Raw genomic sequence first — 18,098 nt, forward strand, 5'->3', positions numbered from 1 at the left:
TCCGCGATTTCCGAGCGTTCAACCTCGATCTGCAAGAGGCGTGGTGGCTCTGAGGTGACGTCGGAGAGGAACTCCAGCGAGTCCAACGCGAGGTTAGGGCGAAACAGTCCGCAGGGAGTCTCCGCGGGCACACAGCGGGTGCGCAGCATCCATCGCCTGCGCCATGGATTCGATGACGACTCTCCCGTCTGACATTGAGCTAGTGGCAAGCGCACTGGCCGATTACTGCACCAGATGGCCGATCTCTGCATGCTCTGCGCGCACTTGTACTTATTTAGAGACGGTCGGTCTAAATTCGCTGTCATGACCGACATCGCAACTCGACCTCGCCGAGGGCGCCCCCCGAAGATCCCTCGCGAGCACGGAGACACGCGCGAGGCGCTGTTGCGCTGCGGCATGGAAGTCCTCACAACGCAGGGCATGAGCGCCACCGGCATCGACGCGGTCCTGAAGCGTGTCGGCGTGCCGAAGGGCTCCTTCTACCACTACTTCGACAGCAAGGACGCGTTCGGATTCGAGGTGCTGCAACGGTATGCGGACTACTTCGCTCGCAAGCTCGACCGATGGCTGCTCGAAGAGGGGCCGTCGCCGCTGGAACGCCTGACGCGGTTCGTGGACGATGCCAAGGCCGGCATGGTACGGCATGACTTCGAACGAGGGTGCCTAGTCGGCAATCTCGGCCAAGAGGTCTCCACCCTCCCCGACGGCTACCGGGAAGCGCTCGAAGACGTGCTGCGCGACTGGGAACGTCGCGTCGCGGCGTGCCTGCAACTGGCCGCAGACGCAGACGAGATCCCGCCCGGCTCCGACTGCGACGAACTGGCGTCGTTCTTCTGGGTGGGTTGGGAAGGCGCGATCCTTCGCGCCCGCCTGACCCGCGACGTCCGGCCGATGGAAGTGTTCTTCGCCGGTTACCTCGCATCCGTCCGCATCCATCCCGGGAGAGCATGATGTTCAGCGCAATCTCCATCGACAAGACCGATGCCGGATACCAGGCAGCGCTGCGCGAACTCGATGAGAGTGAGCTACCTGACGGTGACGTCACGGTGCGCGTGTCGTACAGCGGCCTGAACTACAAAGATGCCCTCGCGATCACGGGAAAGGCTCCGGTCGTGCGTCGCTTCCCGATGGTGCCCGGGATCGACCTCGCCGGTGTCGTGGAACACAGCGACAGCCCCTCTTATGCGCCTGGCGACCGGGTGCTGGTGAACGGCTGGGGCATCGGCGAGACGCACTGGGGCGGTCTCAGCCAGCGGGCTCGCGTGAGTGCGGACTGGCTCGTGCCGGTTCCTGATGCGATCTCGGAGCGGCAGGCCATGTCGATCGGCACGGCCGGATACACGGCCATGCTCTCCCTCATGGCCCTCGAGTCGCACGGCCTCACCACTGATTCGGGTGACGTCCTTGTCACGGGCGCGAACGGTGGGGTCGGCGGGTTCGCGATCGCGCTGCTGGCACGCGGCGGCTACTCGGTCGTTGCGTCGACCGGCCGTCCCGTTGAAGCCGATTACCTGCGCCGCCTTGGCGCCACGACGATCGTCGACCGGACAGAGCTGTCGGGGCCGGGCCGGCCGCTCGGCAAGGAACGCTGGGCGGCTGCGATCGACTCCGTCGGTAGCCATACCCTTGCGAATGCCTGTGCCGGGACGAAGGCGGGCGGCGCCGTCGCCGCATGCGGGAACGCACAGGGCATGGATCTGCCCGCCACTGTCGCACCGTTCATCCTGCGCGGGGTGAGCTTGCTCGGCATCAACAGCGTCACCCAGCCCCGCGACAAGCGCGTCGCAGCGTGGAACCGCCTGGCCGACGAGCTCGACCTGGACTTGCTGCCCGCGATGAGCCGCGAGGTCGGCCTGAGCGAGGCCCTCTCCGTTGCCGATGACCTTCTGGACGGCCGCATCCGCGGCCGGATCGTCGTCGACGTGAACCGCTGACCATCCCCCAAGACCACACAAACGAAAGAGGAAGACCATGACGAAGATCACCGTGCTCGGAGCGGGCGGACGTATCGCAAGACACGCCATCGCCGCGCTTCTCGAGGAGCCTGCCAACGAGCTGACCCTCTACCTGCGTCGCCCCCAGAGCCTGCCGGATGCTCCCAGCGACCGCGTCCAGATCGTCGAGGGCGACGTGCTCGACAACGAACTCCTCACACGCACCGCCACGGGACAGGACATCGTCTACGCGAACCTCGGCGGAGGCGACATCGAAGCTCAGGCCCGCGCCGTCGTCGCAGCGCTGACCGCCGCGGGAACACGACGGTTGATCTGGATCTCCACCCTCGGCATCTACGACGAGGTGCCCGGTGAGTACGGCAAGTGGAACCACCGGATGCTCGACGGCGGATACCTGCAGACGTACAGCGCCGCCGCGAAATTGATCGAGGAGTCCAACCTCGACTACACGATCATCCGTCCCGCGTGGCTGTCGGACGCCGACGAGGTCGACTACGAGCTGACCCAGAAGGGCGAGCCCTTCCAGGGCACCGAGGTGTCCCGCAAGAGCGTCGGCGCGCTCGTCGCCGAACTCGTCAAGAACCCGGCCGACAGCATCGGCGCCTCGCTCGGCGTGAACAAGCCCGGCACCGACGGCGACAAGCCATCCTGGTACTGAACGGAGCATGCCATGACCGCTTTGGACACGCTCACCGAGAACGGCTTGTCCCTCGGGATCGAGCTGCCCCTGGACAACGATCTCGCCCGACGAGACGTCTCCGGTCAGGGACTCTTCCCTGACCTGACCCGGCATCAGGAGCGTGCGCAGCTCGCCGACCGGCTCGGGTTCCGGGCGCTCTGGCTGCGGGACGTGCCGATGTGGCGACCGCGTGACTTCGGCGACGCCGGACAGGTCTTCGACCCCATCCCCTACCTCGGCTACCTCGCCGCATCGACCGAGCACATCCTGCTCGGAACAGCGGGGATCGTGCTCCCCTTGCGGCATCCAGTCGCGCTCGCGAAGGAAGCTGCAACCGTGGATGTCCTCTCCGGTGGGCGGCTGCTGCTCGGCCTCGCCTCGGGCGACAGGCCGGGTGAGTACCCGTTCTTCGGAGTCGATTTCGATCGTCGGGGAGAGACCTATCGCGACGGTGTGCGCGTGCTGCGTGAGATCTGGTCGCAGGCGGCGCTGGGCCGGATCGATCAGGACTCGTTCCTGCCCGCCCCTGCGGACGGGACGATTCCACTGATCGGGATCGGTGGCGCGCAGCAGTCTCCTGCGTGGGCGGCAGAGCACCTCGACGCGCACATGACGTACCACCGTGCAGGTCCGCAGATGCGCGCCGTCGCTGCGCAGTGGCGGGCGATATCGCTCAAGCCGTTCATGACGAACCTCTACCTCGACCTCGCGGAGAACCCGGACGCTCCCTTCGAGCCGATCCGCCTCGGTGCACGGGTCGGCACCACCGGTCTCACCGATTACCTCACCGGACTGGCAGCGGCAGGGGTCGTGCACGTCAACCTCGTGCTGCGGCCGGGACGACGAGACGTTGAAGACGTCATGGAGGAGATCGGACAAGACGTCATCCCCGCCCTCCGAGCCCGAACCGCATCAGAGCCAGCCGGCGCAGACATCCGATCGTGACCGAATCCACCGAAACAAGAAACAAACGAGCAGGGAGAACGATTGATATGAGCAGCACAGACACCATCGCCACGACTGCGAGCGACCCGACAGCGGTTGTCGCGACCGCGCAGTTCCTTACCCCCGTCGTACTCGGCCTTCAGGGGCTGACCATCAACGCCAAGCAGGCGCACTGGCACGTGCGTGGCTCGAACTTCGTCGGCGTCCACGAGTTGCTGGACACCATCGCAGGCAACGCCGGCGAGTTCGCCGACGCGGCAGCGGAACGCATCGTCGCCCTCGGCCTCCCGCTCGACGCCCGCGTCAGCGCGGTCGCCGAGAAGAGCTCCGGGACAAGCGTCCCGGCCGGCTTCGCGAACTCAGACGACCTCGTGCACGCGGTGATCGCAGACATCGACAGGCTCCTCGCCGACGTCCGCGCAGCGGTCGATGGCCTCGACGGCATCGACCTGACCAGTCAGGACGTCGCGATCGAGATCCAGCGAGGTCTCGACAAGGACCGCTGGTTCCTCGTGTCTCACATCGCAGCCTGACCGACCTGCCAAAGCGGCGCCTCTCACCGGTCCGGTGAGAGGCGCCGCGCGCACTACGTGGTGCAGTCGGACAACACGGGCTAATCGAGGATCGCGGTGACTTCGAGCTCAACGAGAACGTCCGGCTCGAAGAGGTAGTCGACCCCGATCAGGGACGCGGGCGGCAGGGGCTGAGGCAGCTTCAGCTCCTCAGCGACCCGAGCGATCCCGTCCATGAAAGGTGCGATCTTCTCGGGCTCCCATTCGGTGACGTAGAAGGTCAACCGAAGCGCATCGTCGAAGGATGCACCCGCGCCTGCGAGCGCACGAGCTGTGTTGCGGAGAACCTCCGCGACCTGACCCGCGAGATCGTTGATCGCGATGGGCTTTCCTTCCGCACTACGGGCGACCTGGCCGCTGATATGCACGTGACGCGTGCCGGTGCCAATGGCGACGTGATCATACGGCGTTCCTGGCTGGAGACCGGCAGGACTGAAGCGTGTGACTGGCATAGAAGGTCCTCTTCGTTGGTGGTTTACTATTGATACTTGGTAGTTGAAGGACACTTCAAGGAGACCTGGTTTCATGGCCGATACCGACGCCGTATGCGAAAGCGAGCTGCGTATCGCGACGCCGCATCGCGAGCTGCTCGACCAGGTGCTCGACAAGTGGTCACTCAGCGTGCTCAACGAACTGTGCGAGCGACCCTGTCGGTTCAACGAGTTACGGCGTGCGATTCCGGGAGTGACGCAGAAGTCCCTCACGGCGACGTTGCGTCGGCTGGAGCGAAACGGAGTCGTGCAACGCCGAGTCATCAGCACGCGGCCGGTGGCCGTCGAGTACGGGATCACCGCCTTGGGCAAAACGTTGCGCGGGCCGATTGACGCGCTCGTCGCCTGGGCAGATGAGCAACTGCCGAACATTGAACGCGCACGCATCGCCTTCGACGAAGACGAACAGTAGACGTCGGGACATCTTTCCCCTCGCGACCAAGCAAGAGCGCGGCTCAGCTCTCTGTCGGATGTTCAGGCTTTGCGCCTTCTCTGTCTCCCATGACGGCGTCCACCATGCCCATCGTCGCGTCGAACTGCGTCATGACCAGCGCCGCTGTGCTCGCGAAGCCGCACGCGAGAAGGATGAGCAGCGAGGGAACGAACTCAGTCGGATCGGGCACCCAGCCTCCCAATGTCCATGGCAGGACCATGGCGATGACGATGCCGGCGCTCGAGAGCCATTCGTTCACGAATAGAGCGCGTGAGGAGCCGGACCCGCCCCTCGCGAGGATACGACGTCCTGTTTCCACTGTCATCGCTACCAGGAGGATGCCGAGGACGATGAAGCTCAGCGCGCCCCAGAGCGGATCAAGCGACGCGAGCACGAGCGGAACAAGGAGCGGAATGGAGTAGGCGGTGAAGACCCAGCGGACCGACGAACGGAGATACCGGTCCGCAGCCTCCGACGCTGCGAGTCGGCGGTGCATCTCCGAGTCGATGTAGAAGAACACGCCCACGATGAACGTGCCGAGCATCGTTCCCGATACTCCGGCGAGCCCCAAGAGGAAGTCATCATCCGTACCTGACATCGTCTGCGTCCCTTCTTCCCTGGGCACCTGTGAAGCGGGCAATCCATGCGGTCGCAGGATTTCGTGCCAGATCGGCGAGGCTTCCTCGCTGCGTGATGCGCCCTGCCTCAAGGACGATCACCTCGTCAGCGAGCACCTCGACGTCTTCACGGTCATGTGTGACGAGGATCGTCGGACCGGCGAACTGGCGGAGACGCAGACCGAGGTCGGCACGCACTTCATCCCGGAACTCCACGTCCAGCGCCGCGAGCGGCTCGTCGAGGAGCAGTGCCTTCGGCTCGGATGCGAGGGCACGGGCTAGCGCTACACGCTGAGCTTGCCCGCCGGAGAGTGCACTGGGGTATCTCTCTGCCAGGTCCGCCATTCCGAAGCGAGACAGCCAGGGGTCTGCGCTGCGCCGGGCGGCGGACCAACGCCCACCGCGGACTTTGGCTGAGAAGGCGACGTTCTCGCGCACCGTGAGGTGAGGGAAGAGGAGCAGGTCTTGGAACATGACGCCGATCCTTCGCTGGTCAGCAGGAAGACCGGCCAGATCCTTGTCCCCCAGTCGAATCGTGCCGTGGGACTCGGTGAAGCCTGCGATCGCCGCGATGGCGCTGGACTTTCCGGCACCGTTCGGTCCGACGACGGCGAGCACACTTCCGGGATCCGCTTTCAGCTCCACGACTACGTCGAAGGCGGGGCGTGGGATACGTGCGGAGACGGTGAGCTCGAAGGTCATGCGGTGCCTGGCAGCCATCGGTCGCGGAGTGCGAGGAGCACACCCAGTGATACCGCGAGCAGGACGAGTGCGAGGGCGATCGCGGTGTCGGGGTCCGAGTTCATCGCGAGGTACGACGCGATCGGGAGTGTGCGCGTCACGCCGGGGAAGGAGCCGGCGAACGTGATAGTCGCGCCGAACTCGCCGAGCGCGCGGGCGAAGCACAGCACGGCGCCCGCGGCGATTCCAGGCGCGGTCAGCGGAACCGTCACGAGGCGGAAGATCTGCCACGGGCTGGCGCCCAGGGAGGCGGCGGCTAGTTCGCTGCGGCGGTCCGCTGATCGCAGCGCGCCTTCGACGGCGAAGACGAGGAAGGGCATCGCGACGAAGGTTTGCGCGAGCACAACGGCACCGGTGGTGAAAGGAATAGTGATGCCGACCTGCGTGAGCCATTGCCCGAGGATGCCTCGCCGTCCCAGCAGGAGAAGCAACGCAATGCCGCCGACAACGGGAGGCAGTACCAGCGGGATAGTGATCGCCGCCCGCAAGAGGCGGCGCGGCAGGACCTTCCAGTGAACGGAATGGCTCAGCAGGACGGCTAGCGGGATACCGAGGATGAGACTCAGGCCGGTAGATAACGTCGCCGTGAGTAACGAGAGCCCGAGCGCCTGCAGTACCTCTTGCCGAACGAAGAGTTCGCCCAGCTGGCCCCATGGTGCACGCAGGATGAGTCCGAGCAGCGGGAGAACGAGCAGCGCGAGACCGATCACCCCGAGGGCGAGGATGACCGGCTGCCGGCGTTCACGGGGCCGCGAAGCCTGCATGCTCGAAGACCTGACGTGCCTCATCGGAGCGGAGGTAGTCGATGAACGCCTGTCCTGCGTCGGGGTTCGGTGCCTCGGCAAGAAGGGCGACCGGATAGTTGTTGATCACCTGCTGCGCCTCAGGCACATCGATGCCTTCCACCGCGCTCCCTGCTGCGACGACGTCGGTCACGTAGACCAGTGCGGCGTCGGCCTCACCCAGAGAGACTTTCGTCAGTGCGGCACGCACGTCCTCCTCAAGTGTGTCCGGTTGGGCCTGAACACCAGCAAGGTCGAGCAGGGACTGCGCTGCGGCTCCACACGGCACCGCGGTGTCGCACAATGCGATTGTCAGCTCAGGCCGTGCGAAGTCGGCGAGACCGGTGATCCCTGCAGGGTTCCCGGCGGGAACCGCGATCTGCAGCGTGTTCGTGACGAGCACTTCCGGATCGGCGGCCAGGCCTGCGTCGACAACAGACTGCATCGTCGCCTCATTCGCTGAGAAGAACACGTCCACCGGGGCACCGGAGACGATCTGCTCGGCGAGCGCCGACGATCCGCCATAGCTGGCGACCACGTCGACATCTGCGTTCGCGTCCTCGAACCTCTCGGCGAGGACGTCGATCACGTCGGTCAAGGAGGCTGCGGCCAACACTGTCACCGTTCCGGAGGTCATGTCGTCCTTGCTTGCCCCGACATCCGATTCGTCGCTTCCCGTGCCGGGCGATGAGCATCCAGCGAGCAGAAGGAGCGCTGCGGCTGCCGCAAGGAGGGAGGGGGCACGCACGACAGGAACTCCTCTGAAAGACGGTCGGTCAGGCGAACGAAGTTGCCGACCTGTCTCAAGCCTCCCGTAGCCGAGGTCGTGAGAATGGCCTGCGACTGCTGGGCTTTGTCTGCTCTCTGCTGTCTCGCCGCTTCCGACCTCACCCGCTGGGACCGGCTCCCTAGCCTGAAGGCATGCCGGTCAATCCGCTCTCTCCGACCTTTCAGAGGCAGCGCGTCCTCACGGGCTTCGGCGTTCCCGCTCAGGAGCGTCTTTCGAGAGCGCATGTGCTCGTGATCGGCGCGGGTGGGCTGGCCAGCACCCTGTTGCCGGTCCTTGCTGCCGCAGGCGTCGGCAGCCTCACGATCGTCGATGACGACACTGTCGCCGAATCGAACCTGCACCGGCAGACGATGCACACGCCCGGCGACATCGGTCGCAGCAAAGCGGTCTCAGCCACCATAAGGCTCGCGTCGCTCGCTCCTGATGCTGAGCTCCGCGCCGTCGAGGGGCGTTTCGACGCCGTGACAGCCGAGGGTCTGCTGCACGGTGTGGACGTGCTCGTCGATGCCAGCGACAACCCGGCAACAGTGATGCTGGCAGACCGTGTTGCTGCCGAACGCGGCATTCCGCTCGTGTGGGGGTCAGCACTGGGGTACGCCGGCCAAGCAGGCGTGGCATGGGATGCCAGAGGCACCGACTACCGCGACTTGTTCCCGCATGGTCCGGACTCCAGTGCGGACACCTGCGACATGATCGGCGTGCTGCCGAGCGTATGCGCCGTCATCGGGGCGTTCATGGCGACCGAGGCACTCAAGCTCCTCACCGGCATCGGAGAGCCGTTGATCGGCCGGGTCGCCGCGTACGACGCACGCACCGGCCGCACCCGCGAGATCGCCTACCGGCGCGACGAGTCCGCCCGTGCCGCAGCGCAGAACATCGAGACCACTCCGCTGTCATCCGACGATCAGAACGCCGTCTCGCCCGAGGAACTGCGCGACCTGCTCACAGCTTCCTTCCCGCCGCTGCTGATCGACGTACGCGAACCGTGGGAGGCCGACATCGCAGCGATCCCGGGAAACGTGCTGATCCCCTTGACCGAACTCCCTCGCCGGGCACCAGAACTCGACACCGGTCACCCCATCGTGCTGTACTGCCACCGCGGCACACGCTCACGCCAAGCGCTCGATCAGCTCCTCCAACTCGGATTCTCCGATGTGCGGCACCTCACCGGAGGCATCGATGCCTGGGCTGTCCGCATCGACCCCACGGCGAGCAGGTACTGACATGCCCCGCACATCGGTCGCTGAGCACACGGCCCGAGTCCGCACCCTCCTGAACGCCGTGAGCCAGCGCCCCGTCGAGCAGGTCGCCCTGTCTGACGCGCTAGATCGGGTGCTTGCCCACCCCATACGGACTCCGATAGATCTGCCCCCGTTCCGGAACTCACAGATGGACGGCTTCGCCGTCCGTACGGTTGACCTCGCGCGGACGCCAAGCAGTCTGCCGCTGCGCGGTGCGATCCCCGCTGCTCCTGGCACACCTGGGCCGCTTCGCCCTGGCCATACCGTCCGGGTCATGACCGGTGCGCCGATCCCCGACGACGCCGATGCGGTCGTCCCTGTCGAACACGCCACCGTCCAGGGAACGACAGTGACGTTCACGCGGAAGCCGGACGTCGGAGAGTTCGTGCGTGAAGCCGGCTCTGACCTCGCGGTCGGTGAGCCTCTGTTGTCTGATGGATTCCGGCTCGCTCCTCGCCACCTGGCGGCGCTCGCAGCTGCGGGAGTGGCGTCCGTCCCCGTTCGCTCACAGGTACGTGTCGCAGTGATCTCGACCGGAAGCGAGCTGGCCGCTCCCGGTGAGCTTCTGGCTCCCGGCCAGATCTACGACGCCAACGGCCCCGCACTCGCCGCAGCGGTACGAACCGCCGACGCCCTCTTGGTCGATGAGCATCGTGTCGTCGATGACACGGCCGCGTTCGCGCGCGCTCTCGACGCGTCGTGTGCGGCGGGAGCCGAGATCTTGCTCACCAGCGGGGGCATCTCGGCAGGCAACTACGAAGTCGTGAGGGAGCTTCTGGAGCCGCTCGGGGCGCACGTCGATACTCTCGCGATGCAGCCGGGCGGCCCCCAAGCCACTGCCATCTACAAAGGCGTTCCCATGGTGTGCTTCCCAGGCAATCCCGTGTCCGCGCAGCTGTCGTTCATGCTCTTCATCGAGCCGGTCCTCCGTGAGGCAGCAGGACTGCACGCGCGACAGCCCGAGCCGCGGACCCTGGCCGAGCCCCTCACCTCTGTCGCCGGGAAACGGCAGTTCCGCCGTGGTGTGGGGTTGCCTGGAGGCCGGGTGGCACCGGTTGGCGGCCCTTCCTCGCACCTTGTCGCCGCCATGGCGGCATCCGACATGCTCATCGATGTCCCGATCGATGCCGTCACCCTCGACATCGGGACACGCGTGGAGACCTGGAATCTATGAACGAACTGCCGCACCTCGACGATCACGGCCGATCGCGGATGATCGACATCGGCGGGAAGGCGATCACTCGGCGCACGGCGATCGCGACCGGCCGCCTCGACACGACACCGGCGGTGCTGGAACTGCTCGCCGCCAACCAGCTGCGCAAAGCAGACGCGCTCCCGACAGCGCGGGTCGCGGGCATCCAGGGCGCCAAGCGCACCAGCGAACTTGTACCCCTCGCGCACACATTGCCCCTGGAGTCCGTCACCGTGGACTTCGAGCTCAGCACCTCATCGGTGGAGATCCGGGCCACGGTCGCAGCGACGGCGAAGACTGGGGCCGAGATGGAAGCCCTCACCGCCGTCGCCATCGCCGGTCTCGCTCTGCACGACATGATCAAGTCCGTCGATCCGGCCGCCGTGCTCGGAGACATCCACCTCATCGAGAAGACCGGAGGAAAGCGCGGGCACTGGGTTGCAGGCGCATCCGTGCCCGCAGACCACGGACAGGCGGTCGTGATCGTCTCCTCAACGAGCACCGCGGCCGGTACGCGCGAGGATCTCACCGGTCCGGCAATCGCAGGCTGGCTTCGCGACCACGGGTATCAGCCAGACGAGCCCGTCGTTGTCGCTGACGCGGATATCTATCAGGCGCTCACGGATGCTCTCACCAGCGAGCCGGTATTGATCGTCACGACCGGCGGCACCGGGGTGCATCCCGAGGACCGCACCCCCGAGGCGACGAGCGCGGTGATCGAGAGAGCACTTCCCGGCATCGCCGAGGCCATCCGTGCAGCGGGCCGCGCGGCGACGCCGACAGCCTCGCTCAGCAGGGCGCTTGCAGGGATCGCCGGACGCACGATCGTCATCAACCTGCCTGGATCGCCACGCGGCGTGGAAGACGGCCTCATCGCACTGGAGCCGCTCTTGCCACACCTGCACGACCAGCTGGCCGGCGGCGGACATGCCTGACCCGATCGGTTTCGTCACCGCTGCTCCGCTGGACAAGACGCAGCTGGAAACACGGATACGCAGTAGGAAGAACGGGGCGGTGGTCACCTTCGAAGGCATCGTGCGCGACCATGATCACGGAGAGGACGTCGGCTCTCTCGACTACGAGGCGCACCCCGACGCGGAACGAATCCTCATCGACGTGTGCACGAGGATCGCTCAAACCACGGACTGCGATGTCGTCGCCGCTCACCGCATCGGTCACCTCGAGATCGGCGACGTCGCACTGGTCACGGTCGTCGCCGCCCCGCACCGGGCAGAGGCGTTCGCCGTCTGCGGGAACCTCGTCGACGCGATCAAGGCAGAGGTTCCGATCTGGAAGCACCAGCACTTCACCGACGGCAGATCGGAGTGGGTGGGGTTGTAGATACACCGCACGACCTAGCGAACCCGCCGGGTGAACGATGGTGCAATCACCGAGGAAAGAGGCGCCAGATGACTGGCATTGAGACTGAAGCACACAACTTTCATGGCAACCGACTTCCCCCGTCAGAAGCCGCCCGCGTCGCACCCACCGATGCGGCCGCTCGGACCGTTCTTGCGAGCCTCTGATGTCGTTGCTGCGTGGTGGTGATGCGTTCCCCGCCCTCGAGCTGGTCGAGGTGGGAGGCACACGCCGAACGATCCCGGCCGTATTCGCCGGGCAGTACGGCGTGGTTCTCTTCTCTCGCGGGGCAGGCTGCCGGCCTTGCGTGGAGCAGCTGCGTGCGTTCCAGCGCGGCCTACGACGCTTGTCCGCCGCGGGTATCGCTGTCGTCGCGGTGACTGCGGACGAGGAGCCGATAACCGCGGAGCTCGTGGCGCGCTATGGGCTGACTTTTCCGATCGGACACAGCACCGATGTGGGGCAGATCGCGGCCGCGACCGGAGCGTTCGTCACCGTGGACCCGCCGCAGTTGCAGACGACCGGATTCGTGCTGGATCCCGATGGGACGGTCGTGATCAGCGTGTACTCCTGCGGAACGTTGGGACAACTCGTTCCCGACGATGTCCTCGAACTCATCCGGGAGTTGCCTCAGCATGCGGATGCGAATCGGAAGCGGGCAGACCGATGAAAACCATCGATGCCATCTCGAGAGCGCGGATGCAGACCGCTGCGAGAGCAGTCGGCAAGGATGTGCGCAACCAGAACAGGATGCAGACACATCCTCTCTTGATCGTTCCGCCGGAGAAGCGACGTTGACCTCGTCTCCGAACGCCTCAGGTGCCACTGGGACAGCCGTCTGGGAGGAGCTCGCTCAGGAGGTCCTCAGCAGAAACCCACGCGGCCGGATACTCGTCGCCATCGACGGCGTGGACGCTGCAGCCCGCATGCACTTCGCCGACGCCCTGGCGGCAGCGCTGCGTGCAGTGGGACGTCACGCGACTCGTCTCAGCGCGGCCCCGTTCACGGACGATGACGCCGTCCGAACCATACTGCGCATGTTCCGCCACAACGGACCTGAGAGCGAGCTCGCTGCCGCGCCTGAGGACAGGATGCTGATTGTCGACGGTTGGTCACTGCTGCGCTCTAGCCTGCGCTCGGCGTGGCACTTCACCGTCTTCCTCGACGGCGGTGAGCCGGCGCACCCAGACACCCATGAACGGCATCTCCGCTACATGCGCGAGGACATTCCACGCGAATCATCCGATGCCGTGTACGAGGTGAGCGACAGCATGCATCCCCAACGCTTGTACTTCGATTCCTGCTGAGACAAGGATCTGGGCAGCACCGCGGTCGTCTCACGTAAGAGGATGGCAGCGCAGGAGACGAATGCAGTTCACGACACGTGGACCCCCGCGGTGGATCGGACCTCAGCCGCTTGTGGTTTGGCTCAGCCGCCGGAGAACGGGGGCAGCACGTCCACCTGCGCGGAGACCGGTCGCGCGGGATCGCGTGAGGCGATGCCGTCGACGAGGAATGTCCCCTTTGCGATCACCGGCTCGAGTGCCGGGTGAGCTGTGAGGAGCGCGTCCTTCGCCTCTCCGAGGGTCGTCGCCTCGACGTGCTCTTCTTCGCAGCCAGCCGCTTCAGCGGCGGCTGCGAAGTATCGGACGAGTATGCGTGACATCGTCAGCCTCCGATCGCTCCCATGGAACGGGCCGGTCGACGAAAGCTCTTCTCTTCCATCCCGTGCCCAGCCTGTTTGTCCCACATCGTCGCCCGCCAGGCGTCGGCGATAGCGGCATCGTCTGCTCCACTTCGCAGCATCGTGCGCAGGTCTGTCTCGTCGTCTCCGAACAGACAGGAACGTACCGAGCCTTCGGCTGTCAGCCTGGTTCGGTCGCACGCGTCGCAGAAGCTGCGTGTGACGGACCCGATGATGCCGACGGTGGCCGGGCCTCCGTCGACGAGCCACTCCTCTGCGGGAGCGGACGGGTCTTCACGCCCGGCCGGGGTCAGCCGGTATCGGCGTCCGAGCACAGACAGAAGTTCTTCGGCGGAGACGAGGTGGTCTCTGCGCCATGTCTGATCTGCATCCAGCGGCATCTGTTCGATGAACCGCAACCGCACGCCGTTGGCAAGCGCCCACGCCAGCAGGTCGGGCGCATCCGCGAGGGTCTCGCGCAGCGCCACCGCGTTGATCTTGATCGGGCTGAGCCCTGCGTGCTGTGCCGCCTCGATCCCCCTGAGCACGGCAGGCAGGCGATCGCGTCGGGTGACAGCGGCGAAATGCTCGCGGTCGATCGTGTCCAGCGACACGTTGATCCGCGTCAGTCCAGCCTCCACAAGCTGCGGCGCCTTGCGGTCGAGGCCGATCCCATTGGTCGTCATCGACACCGGCAGGCCGGGCACGGCTGTCGTCGTCTGGCGCACGATCTCGACCAGATCAGGTCGCGTAAGCGGCTCGCCGCCGGTAAAGCGCACCTCACGGACTCCGAGATCGTGGACGGCTATGGTGACCAGACGCGCGATCTCTTCCGGAGTCAGCAACTCCCCGCGAGGGACGATGGGCAGGCCTTCCGCCGGCATGCAGTATGTGCAACGCAGTGAGCAGGCGCTTGTGATCGATACGCGCAGGTCTCGCGCGATGCGCCCGAACCTGTCCACGAGAAACGGTGTCTCGGGTCGGCCGACCGTCGAGCGCGCGCGATGGCGAACGGTCGGCATGCCGAGCGCAACAGGGCACATGGTCACAGACTTCTTCTCGATGCTTGCGGGGGGGGGGCGAGGTCGCCCGGTGGGGCGTCCTGTTCCACAGTGTGGTCGGCACAGTGGCCCGTTTTCACGCCGGGGACTCATCACCTGCAGTCATGGGCAAGTTCCGCGCAGGACCAGGCGATCAGCGAGAGAGCTCCCGCAATATCGTCGGTGGTGTACAGCCAGAGAAGACGGAAGGGGCGATGTATGTCGTTCACTACTCGCGGATTCGCGGGACGCCGGCGTGGACCCGATGATCAGCTCCCTCCGGGACAGACGCTGTTCGACAACTGGCCGGTGCTCACCGCCGGTCCCACCCCCTATGTCGATACCGAGACGTGGGATTTCGCCATCCTCGATGAAACCGGTACCGAGCATCACTGGAACTGGGAGCAGTTCCTGGCGCTCGGTGCCGAGGACATCACGGTCGACATCCACTGCGTCACGCACTGGTCCAAGCTCGACATGGCCTGGCGCGGGGTGAGCCTGGACAAGCTGTTCGAGAACGTCGAGACATCCCATGACTACGTCATGGCGCACTCCTACGGCGGCTACACCACGAATGTGCCGCTTGAGGATCTCCTGGATGGCAAGGCCTGGATCGCGACCGAGGCCGAAGGCGCACCGCTCGACGCAGAACACGGCGGGCCGGCACGTCTCCTGATCCCGCATCTGTACTTCTGGAAGAGCGCGAAGTGGGTCCGGGCATTGACGATGATGCCGACGAACGACCCTGGGTTCTGGGAGCAGAGCGGCTATCACATCTACGGTGATCCGTGGAAGGAAGAACGCTACTGGTGATGGAGCAGACCCGGCTCGCTCCGCTTCGCCCCCGCGTGAGGCCGTCGTGGTTCGTCGCCACGGTTTCGGAGGTGCGTCCAGAGACGCCGACTGCGGTTCGGCTGGTGCTCGATGTCCCGGGGTGGCCGGGGAGCGAGGCGGGCAGCCATCTCGATCTGCGACTGACCGCTCCGGACGGCTACCAGGCGACACGTTCGTATTCGATCGCATCCTCCGAGACGGGCGGAACGATCGTCCTTGCGGTCGATGAGCTGCCCGATGGCGAGGTGTCTCCGTTCCTCGTCCGTGAACTGCGCGTCGGTGACCAGCTCGAGGTCCACGGACCGCTGGGATCGTTCTTCCTCTGGCGCCCGGGACAGAGCCAGCGCCCCGTGCAGCTCATCGCCGGCGGGTCAGGTGTCGTGCCCCTCTACGCGATGGCGGCGTCTCATGCGGCCGCATCCGATCCCGTTCCGTTCCGGCTGCTGTACTCGGTGCGCACCCCGGAGGACGTCTACTTCCACCAGGAGTTCCTCGAGCTGTCGGACGGGTCGTTCGCGATCGACCTCGTGTACACGCGACGAGCGCCAGCTGGGTGGCAAGATCCGGTCGGACGGCTCACAGAGTCGACTATCGCGGCGCGGACGCTCCCTCCGGAAGACCGCCCACGCATTTTCGTGTGCGGTTCGACAGGCTTCGTCGAAGCCGTCGCGCCGTGGCTCGTGAAGCTCGGCCATGCGCCGCAAGACATCCTCACCGAACGATTCGGAGGCCTATGATGACCAGCCACCTCGACGGGAACATCCTCGCCGGGACTCTCGCGGATTTTCTCGTGCCCGATGCAACGATGATCGAAGGACGGTGCGGAGGCTGCGGGCGCGTCGCGCCCCTTGGCGAGGCAATCGTGTATCCGGACGCCCCGGGGCTGGTCGTACGCTGCAAGACGTGCAGCCACGTGCTGGCGACGATCATCGACGCCGGTGAACGCCTCTTCCTCAGCTTCGCGGGGATGACCGCGTTCGCGATGAGGCGGGATCAGGCTGAGGAGTCGGTCTCAGTCGCGTAGGCCCTGAGCTGTGCGATAGCCATGTCGAGAGCGGCACGCATCGGATAAACATCTCGACTCGCCTTCGCCAGAAGATAACCTCCCTGCAGTGCCGATAGCAGCCCAATGGCAAGCGCTCGCGAGTCCGCATCGCTGCGCAACACGCTGCGTGTCTTCAGCCTCTCCACGGCATCGATCAGCATCTCCAGCCAATCATCGAAGTGGGCAGCGATCGCCCGGCGGGCATCCTCATTGTGGTCTGCGATCTCGTTCGCCAGAGACCCGAGCGGGCACCCGTACGCGCCGTCGCGTAGCGCGTTGCGTTCGACGAGTTCATCCCGCCACAGCTCGAACCCGCGTAGGGATTCCACGCGTCGAAGGCGCCGGCGCTGCTGCGTCAGGACGTCCTCCGCCCGGGTCTCGATGACTTCCTTCACGAGTGCGTCCTTGTCGGCGAAGTGCTGATAAACCTGAGACTTCGATGTCGCGCTGGCGGCTCGGACGTCGGCGAGGGTCGTCGCCGCAACGCCTCGCTCATACATCAACTGGTTCGCTGCGTCGACGATACGCGCCCTCGTTGCCGCCCCTTTCGGCGTCAACCGGCGCGCACTCGTTCCGTCGGCAGTCACGCCTCCAGGGTAGTCTCCTCCGTCCGCAGGACTCGAAGTCGTCCGTCACGCGATGCCAGCCCGGCCGGCCCAGTGAAGTCCAGCGGAGCGGGACGCTCGCATCTCACACCTTCACAATAATGGACCTCGGAGTCCTTATCCAAGTCGATCCGAAACACCTATGGCGATCCAAGCGTCCTGCTTTTCAGACCTGCTACACCTCTCGTCAATCGACGTCCCGCTCATACTTTGGTCTGGCGAGTCCTTTTCTGTCGTCGTAGGCTAGTGGTCATGATGTGCGGGAAGCCACGCGGCTCACGGATCTTCCGTGTGCGCGAGAAAGTCCGAGCCGAGGGCTCGGTGCGGCTGCCCACGCGCGCCCGTCGAGAACGTTGCGCGCTCCGCAGGAGAGGGGCGTTCGGTGGACCTGCCGGTCAAGCTCGGTGACGCGCAAGAGTTTCTGATGCTCGTTCCCTCGCCTCTTGCGGAGCGGGTGGCTGAGGACGAGCGCCTGGTCGTGGCGGCCTATCGGTTTCGTAGGGGCCTGGGCATCCGGGCTCGACGGGCGTTGGCCTCGCGTATCGAGCATGAGGTGACCGCCGCGCTGCACATCGTTCGGCCCGGAACGGTGGTGGTGGCGTTCGACGGTGCCGGCACGATGTCTCGGGCCCGAGTACACAGGTTGGCGACGGGCGTAGTCGGTGAGGTGAGCAGGAGCGCCACCAATCTCGTCGGCGCGGACACGACCGTGATTGGAGTCGTGGTGATGTCGCCGACCGAGCGAGATCTCGCCGCCGCGTGCGTGCGGCATGTCGCGGAGCAGCCACCGCACCGGGGCGACGGGCTCGTCTTTCACGCCAGCGACCTCCGCCGGGCGAACATCTATGAGCTGATCGAGGAAGCAGTCCTGTGACGACGGTCAGCTCTCCCCGTGGTCGCAGCGAGGACTACCTGTTAGTCATCTACCAGCGTCGGAACGCCTCGGTCCTGTCGCTGCAGGGGCGGGACACCGAGCTGACCCCCGGGAGCATCGTCGTTGTCCCCCGCTCGACGGTGGAGAGCGCGATGCCCACCGAGGATGCCGATCGCATGATTGTCGAGGTGCCGTTGGGTGTGGTGGGGTTGACGGCGG

The 18,098-nt window shown here is 65.8% G+C and carries 24 protein-coding genes; 17 read left to right on the top strand and 7 right to left on the bottom strand.

Annotated features, from left to right (window positions below; translation table 11 throughout):
- The first annotated feature begins 303 nt into the window (after positions 1-303).
- From HMPREF3105_RS07370 to HMPREF3105_RS07390, 5 genes are read left to right on the top strand one after another with little or no spacing between them, the layout of a single operon-like run.
- Positions 304-951 carry an acrylate utilization transcriptional regulator AcuR gene (locus tag HMPREF3105_RS07370; protein WP_083325314.1) on the top strand — a complete coding sequence of 216 codons (648 nt, stop codon included), beginning with the start codon at positions 304-306 and terminating at the stop codon, positions 949-951.
- A complete protein-coding gene (locus tag HMPREF3105_RS07375; RefSeq protein ID WP_205781724.1) occupies positions 948-1,934 on the top strand; it encodes an acrylyl-CoA reductase (NADPH) in 987 nt (328 codons plus the stop codon). The genes HMPREF3105_RS07370 and HMPREF3105_RS07375 overlap by 4 nt, the downstream gene beginning before the upstream one ends.
- Positions 1,935-1,971: 37 nt before the next feature.
- On the top strand, positions 1,972-2,613 hold the full coding sequence (locus tag HMPREF3105_RS07380) for an SDR family oxidoreductase (protein WP_020622159.1): 642 nt from the start codon (positions 1,972-1,974) through the stop codon (positions 2,611-2,613).
- Between the two features lie 12 nt (positions 2,614-2,625).
- Positions 2,626-3,579 carry a TIGR03571 family LLM class oxidoreductase gene (locus HMPREF3105_RS07385; protein WP_020622158.1) on the top strand — a complete coding sequence of 318 codons (954 nt, stop codon included), beginning with the start codon at positions 2,626-2,628 and terminating at the stop codon, positions 3,577-3,579.
- Between the two features lie 47 nt (positions 3,580-3,626).
- Positions 3,627-4,112 (top strand): Dps family protein, encoded by a 486-nt coding sequence (locus HMPREF3105_RS07390; RefSeq protein ID WP_020622157.1) that lies wholly within the window; start codon positions 3,627-3,629, stop codon positions 4,110-4,112.
- An 80-nt stretch (positions 4,113-4,192) separates the two neighbouring features.
- On the opposite strand, the gene HMPREF3105_RS07395 is transcribed toward HMPREF3105_RS07390, so the two are convergent.
- Positions 4,193-4,603: a RidA family protein gene (locus tag HMPREF3105_RS07395; protein WP_043276424.1), complete on the bottom strand. Its 411-nt coding sequence runs from the start codon at positions 4,601-4,603 to the stop codon at positions 4,193-4,195.
- A 73-nt stretch (positions 4,604-4,676) separates the two neighbouring features.
- Between HMPREF3105_RS07395 and HMPREF3105_RS07400 the strand changes: the two genes are divergently transcribed.
- Complete coding sequence (locus tag HMPREF3105_RS07400; protein WP_020622155.1) at positions 4,677-5,054, top strand: winged helix-turn-helix transcriptional regulator; 378 nt, start codon at positions 4,677-4,679, stop codon at positions 5,052-5,054.
- A 43-nt stretch (positions 5,055-5,097) separates the two neighbouring features.
- Here HMPREF3105_RS07400 and HMPREF3105_RS07405 read toward each other — a convergent pair whose 3' ends face one another.
- Genes HMPREF3105_RS07405 through modA form a run of 4 tightly spaced genes read right to left on the bottom strand, consistent with a single transcriptional unit; the run spans position 5,098 to position 7,963 of the window.
- Positions 5,098-5,619, bottom strand: coding sequence for a hypothetical protein (locus tag HMPREF3105_RS07405; protein WP_020622154.1), 522 nt, complete (start codon positions 5,617-5,619; stop codon positions 5,098-5,100).
- Between the two features lie 37 nt (positions 5,620-5,656).
- Entirely contained in the window at positions 5,657-6,394 is a 738-nt protein-coding gene (locus tag HMPREF3105_RS07410) for an ABC transporter ATP-binding protein (protein WP_020622153.1), read from the bottom strand.
- Positions 6,391-7,197 carry an ABC transporter permease gene (locus HMPREF3105_RS07415; RefSeq protein WP_020622152.1) on the bottom strand — a complete coding sequence of 269 codons (807 nt, stop codon included), beginning with the start codon at positions 7,195-7,197 and terminating at the stop codon, positions 6,391-6,393. Before HMPREF3105_RS07415 ends, HMPREF3105_RS07410 begins: the two co-directional genes overlap by 4 nt.
- Positions 7,175-7,963 (bottom strand): molybdate ABC transporter substrate-binding protein, encoded by a 789-nt coding sequence (gene modA / locus HMPREF3105_RS07420; protein ID WP_024357651.1) that lies wholly within the window; start codon positions 7,961-7,963, stop codon positions 7,175-7,177. The genes HMPREF3105_RS07415 and modA overlap by 23 nt, the downstream gene beginning before the upstream one ends.
- Positions 7,964-8,136: 173 nt before the next feature.
- Between modA and HMPREF3105_RS07425 the strand changes: the two genes are divergently transcribed.
- The 6 genes from HMPREF3105_RS07425 to HMPREF3105_RS07450 all read left to right on the top strand — a co-directional run bounded on the left by HMPREF3105_RS07425 (position 8,137) and on the right by HMPREF3105_RS07450 (position 13,104).
- Positions 8,137-9,228, top strand: coding sequence for a ThiF family adenylyltransferase (locus HMPREF3105_RS07425; protein WP_070709080.1), 1,092 nt, complete (start codon positions 8,137-8,139; stop codon positions 9,226-9,228).
- 1 nt (position 9,229) lies between these two features.
- Complete coding sequence (gene glp / locus HMPREF3105_RS07430; protein ID WP_043282517.1) at positions 9,230-10,420, top strand: molybdopterin molybdotransferase MoeA; 1,191 nt, start codon at positions 9,230-9,232, stop codon at positions 10,418-10,420.
- Positions 10,417-11,373 carry a bifunctional molybdenum cofactor biosynthesis protein MoaC/MoaB gene (gene moaCB, locus HMPREF3105_RS07435; RefSeq protein ID WP_043282516.1) on the top strand — a complete coding sequence of 319 codons (957 nt, stop codon included), beginning with the start codon at positions 10,417-10,419 and terminating at the stop codon, positions 11,371-11,373. The genes glp and moaCB overlap by 4 nt, the downstream gene beginning before the upstream one ends.
- Positions 11,366-11,779 (top strand): molybdenum cofactor biosynthesis protein MoaE, encoded by a 414-nt coding sequence (locus tag HMPREF3105_RS07440; RefSeq protein ID WP_020628091.1) that lies wholly within the window; start codon positions 11,366-11,368, stop codon positions 11,777-11,779. The genes moaCB and HMPREF3105_RS07440 overlap by 8 nt, the downstream gene beginning before the upstream one ends.
- Positions 11,780-11,963: 184 nt before the next feature.
- Entirely contained in the window at positions 11,964-12,467 is a 504-nt protein-coding gene (locus HMPREF3105_RS07445; RefSeq protein WP_020624684.1) for a redoxin domain-containing protein, read from the top strand.
- Between the two features lie 238 nt (positions 12,468-12,705).
- On the top strand, positions 12,706-13,104 hold the full coding sequence (locus HMPREF3105_RS07450; RefSeq protein ID WP_141762460.1) for a nucleoside/nucleotide kinase family protein: 399 nt from the start codon (positions 12,706-12,708) through the stop codon (positions 13,102-13,104).
- Between the two features lie 361 nt (positions 13,105-13,465).
- Here HMPREF3105_RS07450 and moaA read toward each other — a convergent pair whose 3' ends face one another.
- Entirely contained in the window at positions 13,466-14,524 is a 1,059-nt protein-coding gene (gene moaA / locus HMPREF3105_RS07460; RefSeq protein WP_043279905.1) for a GTP 3',8-cyclase MoaA, read from the bottom strand.
- Between the two features lie 216 nt (positions 14,525-14,740).
- On the opposite strand from moaA, the gene HMPREF3105_RS07465 reads away from it, so the two are divergent.
- Genes HMPREF3105_RS07465 through HMPREF3105_RS07475 form a run of 3 tightly spaced genes read left to right on the top strand, consistent with a single transcriptional unit; the run spans position 14,741 to position 16,379 of the window.
- The gene (locus HMPREF3105_RS07465) at positions 14,741-15,334 is read left to right on the top strand and encodes a molybdopterin-dependent oxidoreductase (RefSeq protein WP_067115756.1); all 594 of its coding nucleotides are present in this window, start codon (positions 14,741-14,743) and stop codon (positions 15,332-15,334) included.
- Positions 15,334-16,092, top strand: coding sequence for a ferredoxin reductase (locus tag HMPREF3105_RS07470; protein WP_043279907.1), 759 nt, complete (start codon positions 15,334-15,336; stop codon positions 16,090-16,092). Before HMPREF3105_RS07465 ends, HMPREF3105_RS07470 begins: the two co-directional genes overlap by 1 nt.
- Entirely contained in the window at positions 16,092-16,379 is a 288-nt protein-coding gene (locus tag HMPREF3105_RS07475) for a DUF6510 family protein (protein ID WP_043279909.1), read from the top strand. Before HMPREF3105_RS07470 ends, HMPREF3105_RS07475 begins: the two co-directional genes overlap by 1 nt.
- On the opposite strand, the gene HMPREF3105_RS07480 is transcribed toward HMPREF3105_RS07475, so the two are convergent.
- Positions 16,349-16,987, bottom strand: coding sequence for a TetR/AcrR family transcriptional regulator (locus HMPREF3105_RS07480; RefSeq protein WP_043279902.1), 639 nt, complete (start codon positions 16,985-16,987; stop codon positions 16,349-16,351). The genes HMPREF3105_RS07475 and HMPREF3105_RS07480 overlap by 31 nt on opposite strands.
- 400 nt (positions 16,988-17,387) lie before the next feature.
- Here HMPREF3105_RS07480 and HMPREF3105_RS07485 point away from each other — a divergent pair, with 400 nt between their 5' ends.
- Together HMPREF3105_RS07485 and HMPREF3105_RS07490 are read left to right on the top strand one after the other, a co-directional pair.
- Positions 17,388-17,879 carry a hypothetical protein gene (locus HMPREF3105_RS07485; RefSeq protein ID WP_020625383.1) on the top strand — a complete coding sequence of 164 codons (492 nt, stop codon included), beginning with the start codon at positions 17,388-17,390 and terminating at the stop codon, positions 17,877-17,879.
- Positions 17,876-18,098, top strand: a 223-nt coding sequence (locus tag HMPREF3105_RS07490) for a hypothetical protein (protein ID WP_141762461.1), incomplete at its 3' end; no start/stop codon positions are given. The genes HMPREF3105_RS07485 and HMPREF3105_RS07490, both read left to right, overlap by 4 nt.

The sequence above is a fragment of the Micrococcus sp. HMSC31B01 genome, assembly GCF_001816085.1.
Classification (GTDB): Bacteria; Actinomycetota; Actinomycetes; order Actinomycetales; family Micrococcaceae; genus Micrococcus; species Micrococcus luteus.